Raw genomic sequence first — 14,878 nt, 5'->3', positions numbered from 1 at the left:
CGGAGTGTCGGATGAAAATTGCAATTCTTTCCCGTGACGGGTCTTTGTATTCGTGTAAACGCCTGAAGGAAGCAGCGGGATCCCGCGGGCATGAGATAGACATTATTGACCCGCTTTCCTGCTACATGAATATCAATCCTGCCGCGCCAAGTGTGCATTATCGCGGTCGTCAGCTCGATATTTATCAGGCGGTTATTCCACGTATCGGTTCTGCGATCACATTTTATGGCACTGCGGTGTTACGCCAGTTTGAGATGCTGGGCAGTTTTCCGCTCAATGAATCGGTGGCGATTACCCGTGCACGCGATAAATTACGCTCCATGCAGATTCTGGCCCGTGAAGGCATCGATTTGCCTATCACCGGTTTTGCGAATGCGCCGGATGATACGTCGGATTTGATTGCGCTGGTCGGTGGCGCGCCGCTGGTGGTGAAACTGGTGGAAGGCACGCAGGGCATCGGCGTTGTACTGGCCGAAACCCGTCAGGCGGCGGAAAGCGTGATTGACGCCTTTCGCGGCCTGAACGCGCATATTCTGGTGCAGGAATATATACGGGAAGCGCAGGGGCGTGATATTCGCTGTCTGGTCGTGGGCAGGAAAGTGGTGGCGGCCATTGAACGTCAGGCCAAACCGGGTGATTTTCGTTCCAACCTGCATCGCGGCGGCACGGCGACTCAGGTCAAAATCACGCCACAGGAGAAAGAAATTGCAGTGAAAGCCGCGCTGACGCTCGGGCTGGACGTCGCCGGTGTGGATATTTTGCGGGCAAACCGCGGCCCGCTGGTGATGGAAGTCAATGCCTCGCCGGGGCTCGAGGGTATAGAGACGACCACCGGGCTGGATATTGCCGGTATGATGATTGACTACATTGAGCAACGGGCGCGACCGGGATTTCGTCTCAAATCTGGCGGCTAATTCTTATTTAGCCGCGCTAATATCCATCAATCCGGTATTGATCGTAGCGCTAACCGGCAATATTCCGTAAGCTATGACCCCTTCGTAATGCCGATAGCGTTACGAAGGGGTTGTTTTTTTCGTTGTGTTGAACTCGTGAGGCATTCTATGGATTCGCTCATCGTCCCTGATTTAGCGCTGCTGCGGCGCTGGCTGGATCAGCTGGGCATCTCTTTTTTCGAGTGTGATTCCTGTCAGGCTCTCCATTTGCCGCATATGCAGAATTTTGATGGCATTTTTGATGCCAAACTCGATATCGTAGACAACGTTATTTTGTTTTCTGCGCTGGCCGAAGTAAAACCGACGGCGCTTATCCCGCTGGTCGCTGACCTGAGCTCGATTAACGCCAGCTCCCTGACCATTAAAGCGTTTGTTGATATTCAGGACGATAATCTGCCGAAACTGATTGTCTGCCAGTCGCTGACGATTGCGGTGGGCGTGACCGAAGAGCAGTTTGCTTTCTTCCTGCAACAGGCAGAAGAGCAGATGTCGATGATTATTCTCGAAGCGCATGCCAATGACCTGCTGTTCCTCGGTGATGAAGAAGAAGGCGCGCCGGTGACTTCTGTGAATCTACCTTTGCTGCACTGATTTTGTTTCATCTGCCATTTCCCTGATGGCAGTTATTTCTGTAAAGACATTTTCCCCCTTGAAGATCCTTTTCTGCGAGCCGTGTTTATTGCGGCTCCGCTGCCTTTATTCGCTTTCGCCATAAGTTATGCTGGGATTGTGCCATTGTTGCCGGATATTTCACTTTGTTAAAAGGCAAAATGCCAGACGGTATAGACTAAATCTGCATAATTAATCGATAAACGCCGGTTTTGCCTCAGGAGGCTGGTACACAGGGGTTGCAGGCGCTATGCTTCTGACTCTGCATCAAGCGTGATTACGTCGTAAAACCAAACGGTTAATTCGCAGGCAGCGTATGCGTCAACGTTGAATGCCTATGCACATTCGTGGACGGCAGTTGGCCTTAGTGTGAAAGGTTTTGTATCCATTTCAGTGATACAAATTCAATTTTATATTCCCCTGTCTTGGAGGTAGTAACGGATGTTCACCCTGCGTAAAAAGTGGTTATCGGGTGTTGTCGCCGGCCTGGTTATGGCTGCGTCCGTCACAGCGTCTGCGGAAGAAAAAACGCTGCATATTTATAACTGGTCTGATTATATCGCGCCAAATACCGTGCCTGATTTCCAGAAGGAAACCGGCATCAAAGTGGTTTACGACGTGTTTGACTCCAACGAAGTGCTGGAAGGCAAACTGATGGCGGGCAGCACCGGTTTCGATCTGGTGGTGCCATCGGCCAGTTTCCTCGAGCGTCAGCTGGCGGCAGGCGTCTTCCAGCCTCTCGACAAAAGCAAACTGCCGAACTACAAAAATATGGATCCCGCGCTGCTGAAAATGGTTGCGCAGCACGATCCGGGCAACAAATACGCTATCCCTTATCTGTGGGCGACCACCGGTATTGGCTATAACGTCGATAAAGTGAAAGCAGTTCTGGGTAAAGACGCGCCGGTCGACAGCTGGGATTTAGTTCTCAAGCCTGAAAACCTCGAGAAACTGAAAAGCTGCGGCGTTTCCTTCCTCGATGCACCTGCTGAAATCTACGCCACCGTGCTCAATTATCTGCATCTGGATCCGAACAGCACTAAAGCGTCCGATTACACCGGTGCGGCCAACGATCTTTTGCTGAAACTGCGTCCGAATATTCGTTATTTCCACTCATCCCAGTACATCAATGACCTGGCAAATGGTGATATCTGCGTGGCGATTGGCTGGGCAGGGGATGTGATGCAGGCGTCTAACCGCGCGAAAGAAGCGAAGAATGGCGTGAACGTGGCGTACAGCATTCCTAAAGAAGGGGCGCTGGCCTTCTTCGACGTGTTTGCTATTCCTGCTGATGCCAAAAATCTTGATGAAGCCTATCAGTTCCTGAATTACCTGATGGAACCGAAAGTGATCGCACAAATCAGTAACACCGTTTACTACGCCAGCGGAAACAAAGCCGCGACGCCACTGGTCAACGAAGATGTGCGTAACAACCCTGGCATTTATCCACCGGCAGACGTTCAGGCGAAACTCTTCACCCTGAAAGTTCAGGATCCGAAGATTGATCGCGTGATCACACGTTCGTGGACCAAGGTTAAGACCGGCAAATAAACCCGTCATACTTCAAGCTACAGATGCGTTGGCTGCGTTCGCTCACCCGAATCACTTACTTGTGTAAGCTCATCGGGATTCGCTCACTTGCCGCCTTCCTGTAACTCGAATTATTTAGGGTTCAATCGTTAGCGGCTCCGCAGAATCATGGCGGGGCCGCTGACGTTTTACTTCCGGCCGTATTTTGGGCATACAGATCAGGCACTTTTCCCCCTGACTGTTATGCTTATTTGAACCGCTTTATTCTGATACCGGAGATTTCTCTGAGTGAACGACGCTATCCCCCGCCCGCAGCCTAAATCCCAGAAGGGTTTCACGCCTTTACTGGAAATCCGCAATCTGACCAAATCTTTTGATGGCCAGGCCGCCGTTGATGACGTGAGCCTGACCATATACAAAGGCGAGATTTTCGCACTGCTCGGCGCGTCCGGCTGTGGAAAGTCGACCCTGTTGCGTATGCTGGCCGGTTTCGAACAGCCCACGCAGGGTCAGATCGTGCTGGATGGCGTAGATCTTTCGCAGGTGCCGCCGTATCAGCGTCCGATCAACATGATGTTCCAGTCTTACGCTTTGTTCCCGCACATGACAGTCGAACAGAATATTGCGTTTGGCCTCAAGCAGGACAAGCTGCCGTCGGCAGAAATCAAAAGCCGCGTGGCGGAAATGCTGACGCTGGTTCACATGCAGGAGTTCGCTAAACGTAAGCCGCATCAGCTTTCCGGCGGTCAGCGTCAGCGTGTAGCGTTGGCGCGCAGTCTGGCGAAACGACCAAAATTATTGCTGCTCGATGAACCGATGGGCGCGCTGGATAAAAAGCTGCGTGACCGTATGCAGCTGGAAGTGGTGGATATTCTTGAGCGCGTTGGCGCGACCTGCGTCATGGTCACGCACGATCAGGAAGAAGCCATGACCATGGCCGGGCGTATCGCCATCATGAACCGTGGCAAATTCGTGCAGATCGGTGAGCCGGAAGAGATCTATGAGCACCCGACCAGCCGTTTCAGCGCCGAATTTATCGGCTCCGTAAATGTTTTCGAAGGCGTGCTGAAAGAGCGTCTGGATGATGCGCTGGTCCTGACATCGCCGGGTCTGGTTCATCCGTTGAAAGTGGATCCGGATGTCTCCGTGGTCGATGGCGTACCCGTTTTTGTCGCGCTGCGCCCGGAAAAAATCATGCTGTGCGAACAGGTGCCGGAAGACGGTTGTAACTTTGCTGTCGGTGAAGTGGTCAATATCGCGTATCTCGGCGACTTGTCGATTTATCACGTCCGGCTGCACAGCGGGCAGATGATCACTGCGCAATTGCAAAACGGCCACCGTTTCCGTAAAGGGATGCCGACCTGGGGTGACGAAGTGCGTCTGTGCTGGGAAGCCGACAGCTGCGTCGTGCTGACTGTTTAAAGGGGGATGAAAATGTCTGTAATCTCCGAAGTGCCGGGCAGTAAACCTCCGGGCGGATTCAACGCTTTCACCGGTCGTTTGCAACAACGTCATGGCCGCAAACTGGTTATTCTGCTGCCGCTGGTGTGGTTCCTGCTGCTGTTTTTACTGCCATTCCTGATTGTATTCAAAATCAGTTTTGCAGAAATGGCGCGGGCTATTCCGCCGTATACCGATCTGGTCACCTGGTCAGACGGCATGCTGGATATCGCGCTTAACATCGCTAACTACATCGGGCTGACGCAGGATCCGCTGTATATCGATGCCTATCTGCAATCGCTGGAAGTGGCGGCGATTTCCACCGTGCTGTGCCTGCTGATTGGTTATCCGCTGGCATGGGCGGTGGCACACAGCCGGACCTCGACGCGTAATATCCTTTTGCTGCTGGTGATTTTGCCTTCCTGGACGTCATTCCTGATCCGCGTTTACGCCTGGATTGGCATCCTCAAAGATAACGGCGTGCTCAATAACGTGCTGCTCTGGTTGCATGTTATCGACCAGCCGCTGGTGATTTTGCACACCAATCTGGCGGTCTATATCGGCATTGTGTATTCATATCTGCCGTTTATGGTGTTGCCGATTTATACCGCGCTGACCCGCATGGATTACTCGCTGGTAGAAGCGGCGCAGGATCTCGGTGCGCGTCCGATGAAAACCTTCTTCAAAGTGATTATGCCGCTGACCAAAGGCGGGATTATTGCCGGTTCGATGCTGGTCTTTATTCCGGCGGTAGGGGAATACGTGATCCCTGAACTGCTCGGCGGGCCGGACAGCAATATGATTGGTCGTGTTCTGTGGCAGGAATTCTTCAACAACCGCGACTGGCCGGTGGCTTCAGCGGTGGCAGTGGTCATGTTATTGCTGCTGATCATGCCAATCCTGTGGTTCCAGAAATACCAAAACAAAGAGCTGGGAGACAAAGAATGAATCAGTTACCGGTTGTCCGTTCGCCGTGGCGAATTTTTATTCTGGTGCTCGGCTTTACGTTTTTGTACGCCCCGATGCTGATGTTGGTTATTTACTCGTTTAACAGCTCGAAGCTGGTAACGGTCTGGGCTGGCTGGTCCACCCGCTGGTATACTCAGCTTTTTCACGATTCCGCGATGATAAGCGCGGTCGGTACGAGTCTGACTATTGCCACTGCCGCCGCCACGATGGCGGTGATTGTCGGTACACTGGCGGCGGTCGTGATGGTGCGTTTTCAGCGTTTTCGCGGTTCAACCGGTTTTGCTTTTATGCTGACCGCGCCGCTGGTTATGCCTGATGTCATCACCGGTCTGGCGCTGTTATTGCTGTTTGTGGCGATGGGGCACGCGTTTGGCTGGCCAGCGGAACGCGGTATGTTCACCATCTGGCTGGCGCACGTAACGTTTTGCAGCGCCTACGTGGCGGTGGTGGTCTCTGCGCGCCTACGTGAACTGGACCGGTCGATTGAAGAAGCGGCGATGGATTTAGGAGCCGCGCCATTGAAGGTGTTCTTTATCATCACGCTGCCGATGATTTTACCGGCGCTGATCTCCGGCTGGCTGCTGGCGTTTACGTTGTCTCTCGACGATCTGGTGATTGCCAGTTTTGTCGCCGGTCCGGGCTCGACCACTTTACCTATGCTGGTATTTGCCAGCGTGCGTATGGGGGTTAATCCGGAAATCAACGCACTGGCGACGCTCATCTTGCTGGTGGTCGGTATCATTGGCATGATTGCCTGGTGGTTTATGTCCAGAGCCGAGAAGCAAAGACGAAAAGAAATACAGCGCGCTCAGCGTGCTTAAATTTTAAGATAATTTTCAGGGCGGATTGTTTCCGCCCTGAATGTAAATGGAGAGCCCAAAAGGATTTATGAAACTGGCCTTTATCCCTGTTCCCGTTATGATCGGTGCGTCGGCGATTGTCGCGACACGCTTACTCGAATTCATTTTACTGTTCGATGCCATGGGTTTTTCAGGGCTGATGAGCTTTATCGAGGTCAGTGCAGGATCCTGGCTGAACTGTTTCATCATGCTGGCCAGTCTGCTGATTGTGCTGGTCGAATGTCGCGCCGCATTTGCCATGATGCGTGGCCGCCGCTGGGGGCGTCGGGCATTTATCGGTTGTCAGGTGATTGTGGTCGGTTACATGTTGCTGGCGTCGTTTGACTGGTTCGGGCCGCGCATCTTTCGTTTTAACGTCGAAACACAGAGCGAATTTCTTTACGCGCTGCTGATGCAAAAAATCCCCGATATCTTGATGCTGCTACTGTTATATGCGCCTGCCAGCAGCCGCAAATATTTCTCCCGCAACAAATAGCCAGAGCGTAAATGAGCCTTTCCCGTCGCGCAGTGGTAAACTGCGCGCCAGTTTTTTTACCGCACTCACTGACCGGACTTTTTCATGCATTGCGCACTTTACACCGCAGGAACCTGCCGTTCTTGCCAGTGGCTCGACAAACCGTATTCACAACAATTAGCCGACAAGCAGCAGGATCTCACTGATTTGCTGTCAGAATTGCCGGTGGGTGAATGGTGTGAACCGGTCACCGGCGAGGAAAGTGCCTTTCGCAATAAAGCCAAAATGGTGGTCAGCGGCAGCGTGGAGCGTCCGCTGCTCGGCATGTTGCACCGTGACGGCACACAGGTCGATTTATGCGAGTGCCCGCTGTATCCGGCCAGTTTCCCCGCGGTATTTTCAGTCCTGAAAACTTTTATTGCCCGCGCCGGACTGACGCCTTACAACGTGGCGCGTAAACGCGGTGAGCTTAAGTTTCTGTTGCTGACCGAAAGCCGGAAAGCGGGCGGAATGATGCTGCGCTTCGTATTACGCTCGGAAACCAAACTGGCGCAACTGCGCGCCGCGCTGCCGTGGCTGCAACAGCAGTTGCCGCAGCTGAAGGTGATTTCCGCCAACATTCAGCCGGTGCATATGGCGATCCTCGAGGGCGACACTGAAATTGCGCTGACAGACGTACAACGTCTGGAAGAAGACTTTAACCATGTGCCGCTGTTTATCCGCCCGCAGAGCTTTTTCCAGACCAACCCGGTGGTGGCTGAAAAGCTTTATGCCACGGCGCGCGACTGGGTGAGGGCGAGCGGTGATATCACCAGCATGTGGGATTTATTCTGCGGCGTCGGCGGTTTTGGTCTGCACTGCGCCACGCCGCAAATGAAACTGACCGGGATTGAAATCAGCGCAGAAGCCATTGACTGTGCAAAAGAATCAGCCGCCAGGCTGGGGCTGCAAAACGTCGATTTTCAGGCGCTGGATTCCACGGGTTTCGCGACCGGCAAAGGCGAGGTACCCGATCTGGTGCTGGTGAATCCGCCCCGGCGTGGCATCGGTAAAACATTGTGTGAATATCTGGGGCGCATGGCACCTTCCACGATCCTTTATTCCAGCTGCAACGCGCAGACGATGGCTAAAGACCTGACATTGCTGCCGGAATATCAGATTGAACGCGTACAGCTTTTTGATATGTTCCCGCATACCGCGCATTATGAAGTGATGGCGTTATTAAAAAGACAGTAATACCATTAATATAGCGCTGCTAATCAGTGGAAAGATTCACAAGAACGGGTAATTTTCTCAGACAAATGAGATTCAAATCTATTTGAACGGGAGTGACTGAGTTCACAAATCGCTATTTTAGTTTGAAAAGTGATGCCGGTATCTTGTTTTTACTTTTCCAAATTCGCTATATTCCCCAGCGGATTGTTACTGCATTCGCAGGCAAAACCTGAACAGAAATTTCCCGCGCCTCGTGGAATTTTTGTTCAGGTTTTTTTTTGCCTGTAAGACATGCGCGATGAAATTTCTCATGACTTCAGGTCATGATTTTGAGATGACAGGCTATGGAAAAGCACACACTGATACTCACCGCCGTACTTTTGGGAACACCGGTAATGGCATTCGCTGGAATTGACTCTCTGGCCGACAGCGATTTTATTAAAGGCAGCTCATTAGAATTCGGTACGCATAATATCTGGAAGTATCTCGATGAAGGTGAAACGGGTGACCGTACCGTTCACTCGGCCTGGGGGCAGGGATTGGCGCTGGATTATAAATCAGGCTATCTGGGGGATTTTATCGGCGTGGATTCTTCTTATTATGGTGTCATCAAACTGGCAGCAGCGGAGAATTTTGCATCGAGAGGGATATTGTATAACGACGACGGAAAATCCAAAGGGTTTAATAAAGTCGGGCAACTTTTTGGCAAAATGAAATTCTCAGAGTCAGGCGTCAACGGTAATCTTTACGGCGGATGGAAACTGATCAAACTCGGCGTTCTGACCACATCAATGCGCGCCGCGCCTAATACCTACAACGGCTGGAGCGGTGATTTGTCCTATGATGACTACCGTTTACGTCTGGCGTATGTGACCAAATCACTGAATCGTGATTCGCCGGATAAAGTCGACTTTATGACCAATGACTCAAAATCCATTAATTCAATTTATACCGGTGACTTCCAGTTTAAAAATGATTATCTGACTGCGTTATATTTCTATGGCGAAAGCGAAGATTATCTGCGCAGAAACGGGATTGAGCTGAATATTAAACAAAATAAGGCTATTTCCTACGGCGTACAAATTTATCTCACTGAAGCGCTGGAAAAATGGGACAGCATGTCCAACAGTAAACAAGATTTTGATAGTCATGCCAATCATTACGCCACAGATATGACATGGAAATATAATGGCTGGACAACAAAAGGCGGTTTCGCTTATACCGATGCCAATAAAGAGGGCGGTATTGGTATGTATCCACGCCATATGAGTAAAAACTCCCGTGGTACTTTTAATTCAATGACCACCGCCGGTCTGGATTATATGCGCGACGAAGAAAAAACCTTATCTCTGGATGTCGGATATCAAATTACGCCGGAATTCTTAGTCGGTATTAATACTCACTACGGTTTCTTCGATTATCAGGGGCAGGGCGTGAGTGAAGGCGAGTTTAACGTCTACACACTGTGGAAACCTCAATCGAAAAAGCTAAAAGATCTTTCCATTTTCGCCATGATTGGTCCGGGCACAACTTATCAGCATCATGGTACATCACCGATTGTTGATGAACATGGCAATATTAAAAACTCCAGCACATTTGGCGCGGAATTCCGCTTAAATTATACGTTTAATATATTTTAATTTTCATTCCAATAAGGATTTTATATGAAACTTACCCTGCAAAAAGCATTGTTATCTTTCTTCGCCTTCGCCTTCGCCTTGCCGCTGATGTCATTCGGGGCGCTTTCCGCACCGGCTACCGCGCCGGTGGCGCAGACAAAAAATGTCAACGGTGAGGTGACGTTTTATGTCACCCGCCACGGTAAAACCCTGTTCAACACCGCGCATCGCGTTCAGGGCTGGTCGGATACCCCGCTGACAGCGCCGGGTGTGGAAGTGGCGGAACAACTGGGACGCGGACTGAAAGGGATTCCTTTTATCGCCGCCTATTCCAGCGACGCTGGTCGTGCGCGTCAGACGGCAAAAATTGCCCTGACTTCTGCCGGACAAACGCTGCCGGTGACGGAAGATCAGCGCCTGCGCGAAACCTTCTTCGGCAGCTTTGAAGGTGAGCATGAGAGCGTCATGTGGGATGAGGCAGCGAAACAGGTTGGGCTGGCAGATTTTAAGGCAGTGACTCAGGCGATGTCAGAAGGCAAGGTGACCCTGAAGCAAATGATGAACACTTTTGTTGAGGTGGATCCTTCTCACACCGCAGAAAACGCTGCGCAGGTACATGACCGTATGCAGGTTGCGTTGCAGGATATCGCACATAAGGTCAGCGCTCAGGGCGGCGGAAACGTGCTGATTGTCTCTCACGGCATGGCGATTATGGCCATGCTGGAAGGGATGACGCCGGAGGCGAATTTACGCGCGCCGTTGCAGAACGCCAGCGTCACGGTTATTACCTACAAAGACGGGAAGTTCACCGTGGGAAAAGTCGGCGATATGCAGTTTGTAGAAAAGGGTAAACAGCCATAAACGCTGGCGCTAATCCATGGCCAGTTGATTCACGATCAGCACAATCTTATCGAGGATTTCACTGAACAAATGCTCGCTGAACGGGGCGAGCATCGGCATCATCAGGCCTATCGCCAGAATACCGATGCTGAGCGTCAGCGGAAAACCGATAACGAAAACGGAAAGCTGGGGCGTGACGCGGTTTAACAGGCCGAGCGCCATGTTCAGCGTCAGCAGCAGCGTCACAATCGGTAATGCCAGCATCATTCCGCCGCTGAACACGATACTGCCTGCTTTGGCGACGGCCATAAAACCTTCGGCATTGACCGGGTTCGGGCTGATGGGCAGGGTGTGGAAACTGTCTGCCAGCAATGAAATCAGCCACAGATGCGCGTTGAAAGTCAGGAACAGCAGTACCGCCAGCAGGTTTAAAAACTGTGCCAGCAGCGGGGTGTTCAGACGGTTGCTTGGGTCATAGAAGGTCGCGAAGGAAATCCCCATCTGCAATCCCATGATCTCACCGGCCATACGGATGGCGGCAAACGCCAGTTGCATAGTGATCCCTAACGCCGTGCCGATCATGATTTGCTGCATCGCCAGCCAGAGAGCGGGTGTGGAGAAAATCGGCGTGTCCACCGGCGGCAGGGAAGGAGCGATCAGGAAGGTAATCATCATTCCCAGACCGAGTTTCACCCGGTTAGGAACAGACTTTTCACTGGTGATCGGCGCGGTGCTGATCAGTGCCAGAATTCGCAGCAGAGGCCAGAAATACATGCTCAGCCATCCGGCGAGCTGGGTGCTGTCGAAGGAAACCATAGATTAACCGATGATGTAAGGCAGGTTGGTAAACAACGTGCGCATGTAATCCAGCAGCAGATTCAGCATCCACGGACCGGCGATCACGATAGTCGCCACGACGGCCAGGATCTTAGGGATGAAAGACAGCGTTTGTTCGTTGATCTGCGTCGCCGCCTGCAGCAGGCTGACGATAAGCCCGGTCACCAGCGCGGCCAGCAACAAAGGCGCAGCAACAGCCAGCGCAACCTTCATCGCCTCATTACCCAGTGCCATTACCGATTCAGGAGTCATAAGATTCTCGTAAAATGCGAACCTGCTTGGGCTAGCTCACTTGCCATTTTGTCCTCCGGCAGTGCTCGCACTCCTCACGTACTTATGTACGCTGCGGGTGCTCCGCGCTGGCGGCGAACAAACTGGCTGCGACGCTGACGCCCATTAAGTTTTGCGTTTTGAATTAACTGTAAAAACTCTGCGCCAGTGAGCCCAGTAACAGTTGCCAGCCATCAACCAGGACGAACAGCATCAGCTTGAAGGGCAGTGAGATGGTCGCGGGCGGCACCATCATCATCCCCAGCGCCATCAGCACGCTGGCGACGACCAGGTCGATAATCATGAACGGGATGAATACCGTAAAGCCGATCTGGAACGCAGTTTTCAGTTCGCTGGTCACGTAGGCGGGCAACAGAATTCGCATTGGCACGGCTTCAGGGCCTGCCAGAGGCGGAATATTTGCCAGCCGGGCATACAGCGCGAGATCGCTTTCGCGGGTCTGGCGCAACATAAACTGGCGTAGCGGCTGCGCACCTTTATCCATCGCATCCTGCATGGTGATTTTGTTTTCCGTAAACGGCTGATAGGCATCGCTGTAAATTTTGTCGAATACCGGTGCCATGACGAAGAAGGTCAGAAACAGTCCCAGCCCCAGCAATACCTGGTTTGGCGGCGCGGATGGCGTACCCAGCGCATTTCGCAGCAGGCCGAGCACGATAATGATTCGGGTGAAACTGGTACACATCAGCAGCATCGCCGGTAACAGGGTCAGCGTGGTGATAAACACCAGCGTCTGGATCGGCAGTGACCAGTTTTGCGCGCCGTTGGACATCTGCTGGCTGATGATCCCCGGCAGTTGGGCGAATGCCGCCGGGCTGATTAAAAGCAGCAGCGGCAGGCAAAGGATAAGGGTGGATTTCACTACTTTCTTCACGACGGACTGAGTCATGCCTGCTTTCCCGGACGTTTCAACATTTTCTGCATCAGCTGACGGAAATCAGCGGGCGTATTATTCGGATTGCCAGACTCCGGTGTTTGTTCGACCGGCGGCGAGCTCAGGGTATGCAGCGGGGTGATGTTTTGTGCGGTCACACCCAGCACCAGCCAGGTATTATCGACTTCTACGATCACCACTTTTTCGCTGCGTCCCACCTGCACACTGGCGGTCACTTTCAGCAGTTTGTTATTTTTAGACTGTGGCGCGAAACCGGCGCGCTTAACTATCCAGCCGATAAACAGGATCAGCAACAGAATGCCGCCAAGCACGGAACTGACCTGCGTCAGCACCGAACTGGCAGGCAAAGCCTGAGGCGTTACCTGCGTGGTGGCATGGTTTACCGGGCCGGAAATGTACGGTGAATCCGTCGCGGTATTCTGGCTCATCAGCGGCTCAGACGACGCATGCGTTCGGATGGCGTGATGATGTCGGTGATACGTACGCCGTATTTATCGGCGACGACAACCACTTCACCCTGCGCAATCAGGTATCCGTTGATCAGGATATCCAGCGGCTCACCGGCCAGACCATCAAGTGCCACCACTGAACCCTGAGAAAGACGCAGCAGTTCTTTGATGGTCATTTTGGTACGGCCTAATTCGACGGTCAGTTTCACCGGAATATCGAGGATCATGTCGATGTCCTGCAAACTTCCCGAACCGTCCTGGGCACCCAGCGCGGCGAAAACACCGTCAGTTGACGCTTTCGCGCCGCCCGCAGACTGTTGTTCGTTAAACGCATCAGCCCATAAATCGTCAACGTTATCCGATCCGGCGTCAGACGGTTTATTGGTGTCACTCATGGGGCTGTTCCTCATCTAGAGAATTTAAAATTGGGTTGATCAAATGTTCAACGCGCAGGGCGTATTGTTCGTTTAAGGTGCCATATTGGCTGGTCAGCACAGGCACGCCATCGACATGGGCAATCAGCCGATCCGGCTTTTCAATCGGCAAAACATCGCCCGGCTGAAGTTTGAGGATCTGCGACAGGCGAAGCGGAATTTCGACGAAATTCGCCACCAGTTCCAGCTCGGACTGCTGAACCTGACTGACCAGATTTTCGCGCCACTGACTTTCTTCATGACGGGAGTTTTCAACCGGTGGATTGGTCAGCAACTCACGCAAAGGTTCGATCATGCTGAACGGAATACAGATGTTGAAATCACCGCTCAGCGCACCAATTTCGACATGGAATGGCGTAGTCACCACGATGTCGTTCGGCGACGAGGTGATGTTGGTGAATTTAATCTGCAATTCCGCGCGGACATATTCAACGCTCAGCTTGTAAACGCCGCTCCAGGCATCTTCATAGGCATCCAGTGCCAGCGTGAGCATGCGCTTGATGACGCGCTGTTCGGTATGAGTGAATTCGCGTCCTTCAACTTTCGTCGGAAAACGTCCATCCCCGCCGAACAGATTATCCACCGCGATAAACACCAGGCTTGGCGCAAACACAAACAGAGCCGTGCCGCGTAAGGGTTTCAGGTGGATCAGGTTGAGGTTGGTCGGCACCGGCAGGTTGCGGGCAAACTCGTGGTAGGGCTGGATTTTGATCGCCCCCACGGTGATGTCCGGGCTGCGGCGTAACAGGTTAAACAGCCCCATACGGAAATGACGGGCAAAACGCTCGTTAATGATTTCCAGAGCCTGCAACCGCTCACGGACAACGCGACGCTGCGTCGTGGGGTCAAAAGGTTTTACACCGTCATCAGACGCGGCAGTCTGTGTGGCGGCGGCCGTGTCGCTTGCACTGTCACTGTCGCCATTGAGCAGCGCGTCGATCTCGGCCTGTGAAAGTATGCTGTCGCCCATAATTTGTTTATCGCAGTATGAAAGCAGTGAAAAGCACGTCGTTGATCACCTGTGGTGGCTGACCTTTGACCAGTGGCGCGTCCAGAACCTGTTTGATGTCCTGAACCAGCTGTTGTTTACCGGCTTCGCTGGCTAATTCCGTCGTTTTCTGACGGGACAGCAGCAACAGCAGGCGGCTGCGAACTTCTGGCAGATATTCGTTCAGCGTAGCGCGATTTTTTTCGTCCGGCAGACGCAGGGTCAGGCCGATATAAAGCACGCGATCCGGGTCGTTATCCGGCGTTTGCAAGTTAACGGTGAAGGTGTCGAGCGCCAGGAAAATCGGGGCCGCAGGCGGTTCATTCTTCTTCACTTCCGCAGCCTGGGCTGCACTTACGGGCTGTTTATGTAACATCCACCAGGCGTAACCGGCTGCACCACAGGCTCCGATGGCAATCAGTAACAGCAGAATCATCATTAACGGGCGCTTTTTCTTACGCGACGCCGAGAGAGCAGAGTCAGACATGGATGGGG

Annotated in this window: 17 protein-coding genes; 10 read left to right on the top strand and 7 right to left on the bottom strand. The window is 52.6% G+C overall.

Features of this window, described 5'->3' with window-relative positions; all coding sequences use genetic code 11:
- Positions 1 to 11 precede the first annotated feature (11 nt).
- The 10 genes from rimK to D5398_RS05740 all read left to right on the top strand — a co-directional run bounded on the left by rimK (position 12) and on the right by D5398_RS05740 (position 10,510).
- Positions 12 to 914 (top strand): 30S ribosomal protein S6--L-glutamate ligase, encoded by a 903-nt coding sequence (gene rimK / locus D5398_RS05785; protein ID WP_120506757.1) that lies wholly within the window; start codon positions 12 to 14, stop codon positions 912 to 914.
- A 147-nt stretch (positions 915 to 1,061) separates the two neighbouring features.
- Positions 1,062 to 1,544, top strand: coding sequence for a type III secretion system chaperone family protein (locus tag D5398_RS05780; protein ID WP_120506756.1), 483 nt, complete (start codon positions 1,062 to 1,064; stop codon positions 1,542 to 1,544).
- A gap of 459 nt (positions 1,545 to 2,003) precedes the next feature.
- The gene (potF, locus tag D5398_RS05775; RefSeq protein WP_120506755.1) at positions 2,004 to 3,113 is read left to right on the top strand and encodes a spermidine/putrescine ABC transporter substrate-binding protein PotF; all 1,110 of its coding nucleotides are present in this window, start codon (positions 2,004 to 2,006) and stop codon (positions 3,111 to 3,113) included.
- A 267-nt stretch (positions 3,114 to 3,380) separates the two neighbouring features.
- Complete coding sequence (gene potG, locus D5398_RS05770) at positions 3,381 to 4,514, top strand: putrescine ABC transporter ATP-binding subunit PotG (protein ID WP_120506754.1); 1,134 nt, start codon at positions 3,381 to 3,383, stop codon at positions 4,512 to 4,514.
- Positions 4,515 to 4,526: 12 nt separating this feature from the next.
- Positions 4,527 to 5,480 (top strand): putrescine ABC transporter permease PotH, encoded by a 954-nt coding sequence (gene potH, locus D5398_RS05765; protein ID WP_120506753.1) that lies wholly within the window; start codon positions 4,527 to 4,529, stop codon positions 5,478 to 5,480.
- The gene (gene potI, locus D5398_RS05760; RefSeq protein WP_120506752.1) at positions 5,477 to 6,322 is read left to right on the top strand and encodes a putrescine ABC transporter permease PotI; all 846 of its coding nucleotides are present in this window, start codon (positions 5,477 to 5,479) and stop codon (positions 6,320 to 6,322) included. Before potH ends, potI begins: the two co-directional genes overlap by 4 nt.
- 46 nt (positions 6,323 to 6,368) lie before the next feature.
- Entirely contained in the window at positions 6,369 to 6,836 is a 468-nt protein-coding gene (locus D5398_RS05755; protein ID WP_244216716.1) for a YbjO family protein, read from the top strand.
- An 84-nt stretch (positions 6,837 to 6,920) separates the two neighbouring features.
- Positions 6,921 to 8,051 carry a 23S rRNA (uracil(747)-C(5))-methyltransferase RlmC gene (rlmC, locus tag D5398_RS05750; protein WP_120506750.1) on the top strand — a complete coding sequence of 377 codons (1,131 nt, stop codon included), beginning with the start codon at positions 6,921 to 6,923 and terminating at the stop codon, positions 8,049 to 8,051.
- 323 nt (positions 8,052 to 8,374) lie between these two features.
- On the top strand, positions 8,375 to 9,670 hold the full coding sequence (locus D5398_RS05745; RefSeq protein WP_120506749.1) for an OprD family porin: 1,296 nt from the start codon (positions 8,375 to 8,377) through the stop codon (positions 9,668 to 9,670).
- Positions 9,671 to 9,694: 24 nt separating this feature from the next.
- Positions 9,695 to 10,510 (top strand): histidine phosphatase family protein, encoded by an 816-nt coding sequence (locus D5398_RS05740; RefSeq protein WP_120506748.1) that lies wholly within the window; start codon positions 9,695 to 9,697, stop codon positions 10,508 to 10,510.
- Between the two features lie 9 nt (positions 10,511 to 10,519).
- On the opposite strand, the gene fliR is transcribed toward D5398_RS05740, so the two are convergent.
- The 7 genes from fliR to fliL form a co-directional block, all read right to left on the bottom strand.
- Positions 10,520 to 11,305, bottom strand: a complete 786-nt coding sequence (gene fliR, locus D5398_RS05735; protein ID WP_120506747.1) for a flagellar biosynthetic protein FliR — start codon at positions 11,303 to 11,305, stop codon at positions 10,520 to 10,522.
- Positions 11,306 to 11,308: 3 nt separating this feature from the next.
- A complete protein-coding gene (gene fliQ / locus D5398_RS05730) occupies positions 11,309 to 11,578 on the bottom strand; it encodes a flagellar biosynthesis protein FliQ (protein ID WP_013575807.1) in 270 nt (89 codons plus the stop codon).
- 163 nt (positions 11,579 to 11,741) lie between these two features.
- A complete protein-coding gene (gene fliP, locus D5398_RS05725; RefSeq protein WP_120506746.1) occupies positions 11,742 to 12,506 on the bottom strand; it encodes a flagellar type III secretion system pore protein FliP in 765 nt (254 codons plus the stop codon).
- A complete protein-coding gene (gene fliO, locus D5398_RS05720) occupies positions 12,503 to 12,940 on the bottom strand; it encodes a flagellar biosynthetic protein FliO (protein ID WP_120506745.1) in 438 nt (145 codons plus the stop codon). Before fliO ends, fliP begins: the two co-directional genes overlap by 4 nt.
- Positions 12,940 to 13,356 (bottom strand): flagellar motor switch protein FliN, encoded by a 417-nt coding sequence (fliN, locus tag D5398_RS05715; RefSeq protein ID WP_120131003.1) that lies wholly within the window; start codon positions 13,354 to 13,356, stop codon positions 12,940 to 12,942. Before fliN ends, fliO begins: the two co-directional genes overlap by 1 nt.
- The gene (gene fliM / locus D5398_RS05710) at positions 13,349 to 14,365 is read right to left on the bottom strand and encodes a flagellar motor switch protein FliM (protein WP_120506744.1); all 1,017 of its coding nucleotides are present in this window, start codon (positions 14,363 to 14,365) and stop codon (positions 13,349 to 13,351) included. Before fliM ends, fliN begins: the two co-directional genes overlap by 8 nt.
- A gap of 7 nt (positions 14,366 to 14,372) precedes the next feature.
- Entirely contained in the window at positions 14,373 to 14,870 is a 498-nt protein-coding gene (gene fliL / locus D5398_RS05705; RefSeq protein ID WP_120506743.1) for a flagellar basal body-associated protein FliL, read from the bottom strand.
- Positions 14,871 to 14,878 lie beyond the last annotated feature (8 nt).

This window comes from Rahnella bruchi (assembly GCF_003614975.1).
In the GTDB taxonomy this organism is placed as follows: Bacteria; Pseudomonadota; Gammaproteobacteria; order Enterobacterales; family Enterobacteriaceae; genus Rahnella; species Rahnella bruchi.
The sequence above is the reverse complement of the archived record's forward strand: the minus strand, read 5'-3'. Positions and strand labels throughout refer to the sequence as shown.

What these genes read in the sequence shown, in the direction of transcription:
- rimK (WP_120506757.1), top strand. Translation starts at nt 12, where the DNA reads ATGAAAATTGCAATTCTTTCCCGTGACGGGTCTTTGTATTCGTGTAAA.
- D5398_RS05780 (WP_120506756.1), top strand. Translation starts at nt 1,062, where the DNA reads ATGGATTCGCTCATCGTCCCTGATTTAGCGCTGCTGCGGCGCTGGCTG.
- potF (WP_120506755.1), top strand. Translation starts at nt 2,004, where the DNA reads ATGTTCACCCTGCGTAAAAAGTGGTTATCGGGTGTTGTCGCCGGCCTG.
- potH (WP_120506753.1), top strand. Translation starts at nt 4,527, where the DNA reads ATGTCTGTAATCTCCGAAGTGCCGGGCAGTAAACCTCCGGGCGGATTC.
- potI (WP_120506752.1), top strand. Translation starts at nt 5,477, where the DNA reads ATGAATCAGTTACCGGTTGTCCGTTCGCCGTGGCGAATTTTTATTCTG.
- D5398_RS05755 (WP_244216716.1), top strand. Translation starts at nt 6,369, where the DNA reads ATGGAGAGCCCAAAAGGATTTATGAAACTGGCCTTTATCCCTGTTCCC.
- rlmC (WP_120506750.1), top strand. Translation starts at nt 6,921, where the DNA reads ATGCATTGCGCACTTTACACCGCAGGAACCTGCCGTTCTTGCCAGTGG.
- D5398_RS05745 (WP_120506749.1), top strand. Translation starts at nt 8,375, where the DNA reads ATGGAAAAGCACACACTGATACTCACCGCCGTACTTTTGGGAACACCG.
- D5398_RS05740 (WP_120506748.1), top strand. Translation starts at nt 9,695, where the DNA reads ATGAAACTTACCCTGCAAAAAGCATTGTTATCTTTCTTCGCCTTCGCC.
- fliR (WP_120506747.1), bottom strand. Translation starts at nt 11,305, where the DNA reads ATGGTTTCCTTCGACAGCACCCAGCTCGCCGGATGGCTGAGCATGTAT.
- fliQ (WP_013575807.1), bottom strand. Translation starts at nt 11,578, where the DNA reads ATGACTCCTGAATCGGTAATGGCACTGGGTAATGAGGCGATGAAGGTT.
- fliP (WP_120506746.1), bottom strand. Translation starts at nt 12,506, where the DNA reads ATGACTCAGTCCGTCGTGAAGAAAGTAGTGAAATCCACCCTTATCCTT.
- fliO (WP_120506745.1), bottom strand. Translation starts at nt 12,940, where the DNA reads ATGAGCCAGAATACCGCGACGGATTCACCGTACATTTCCGGCCCGGTA.
- fliN (WP_120131003.1), bottom strand. Translation starts at nt 13,356, where the DNA reads ATGAGTGACACCAATAAACCGTCTGACGCCGGATCGGATAACGTTGAC.
- fliM (WP_120506744.1), bottom strand. Translation starts at nt 14,365, where the DNA reads ATGGGCGACAGCATACTTTCACAGGCCGAGATCGACGCGCTGCTCAAT.
- fliL (WP_120506743.1), bottom strand. Translation starts at nt 14,870, where the DNA reads ATGTCTGACTCTGCTCTCTCGGCGTCGCGTAAGAAAAAGCGCCCGTTA.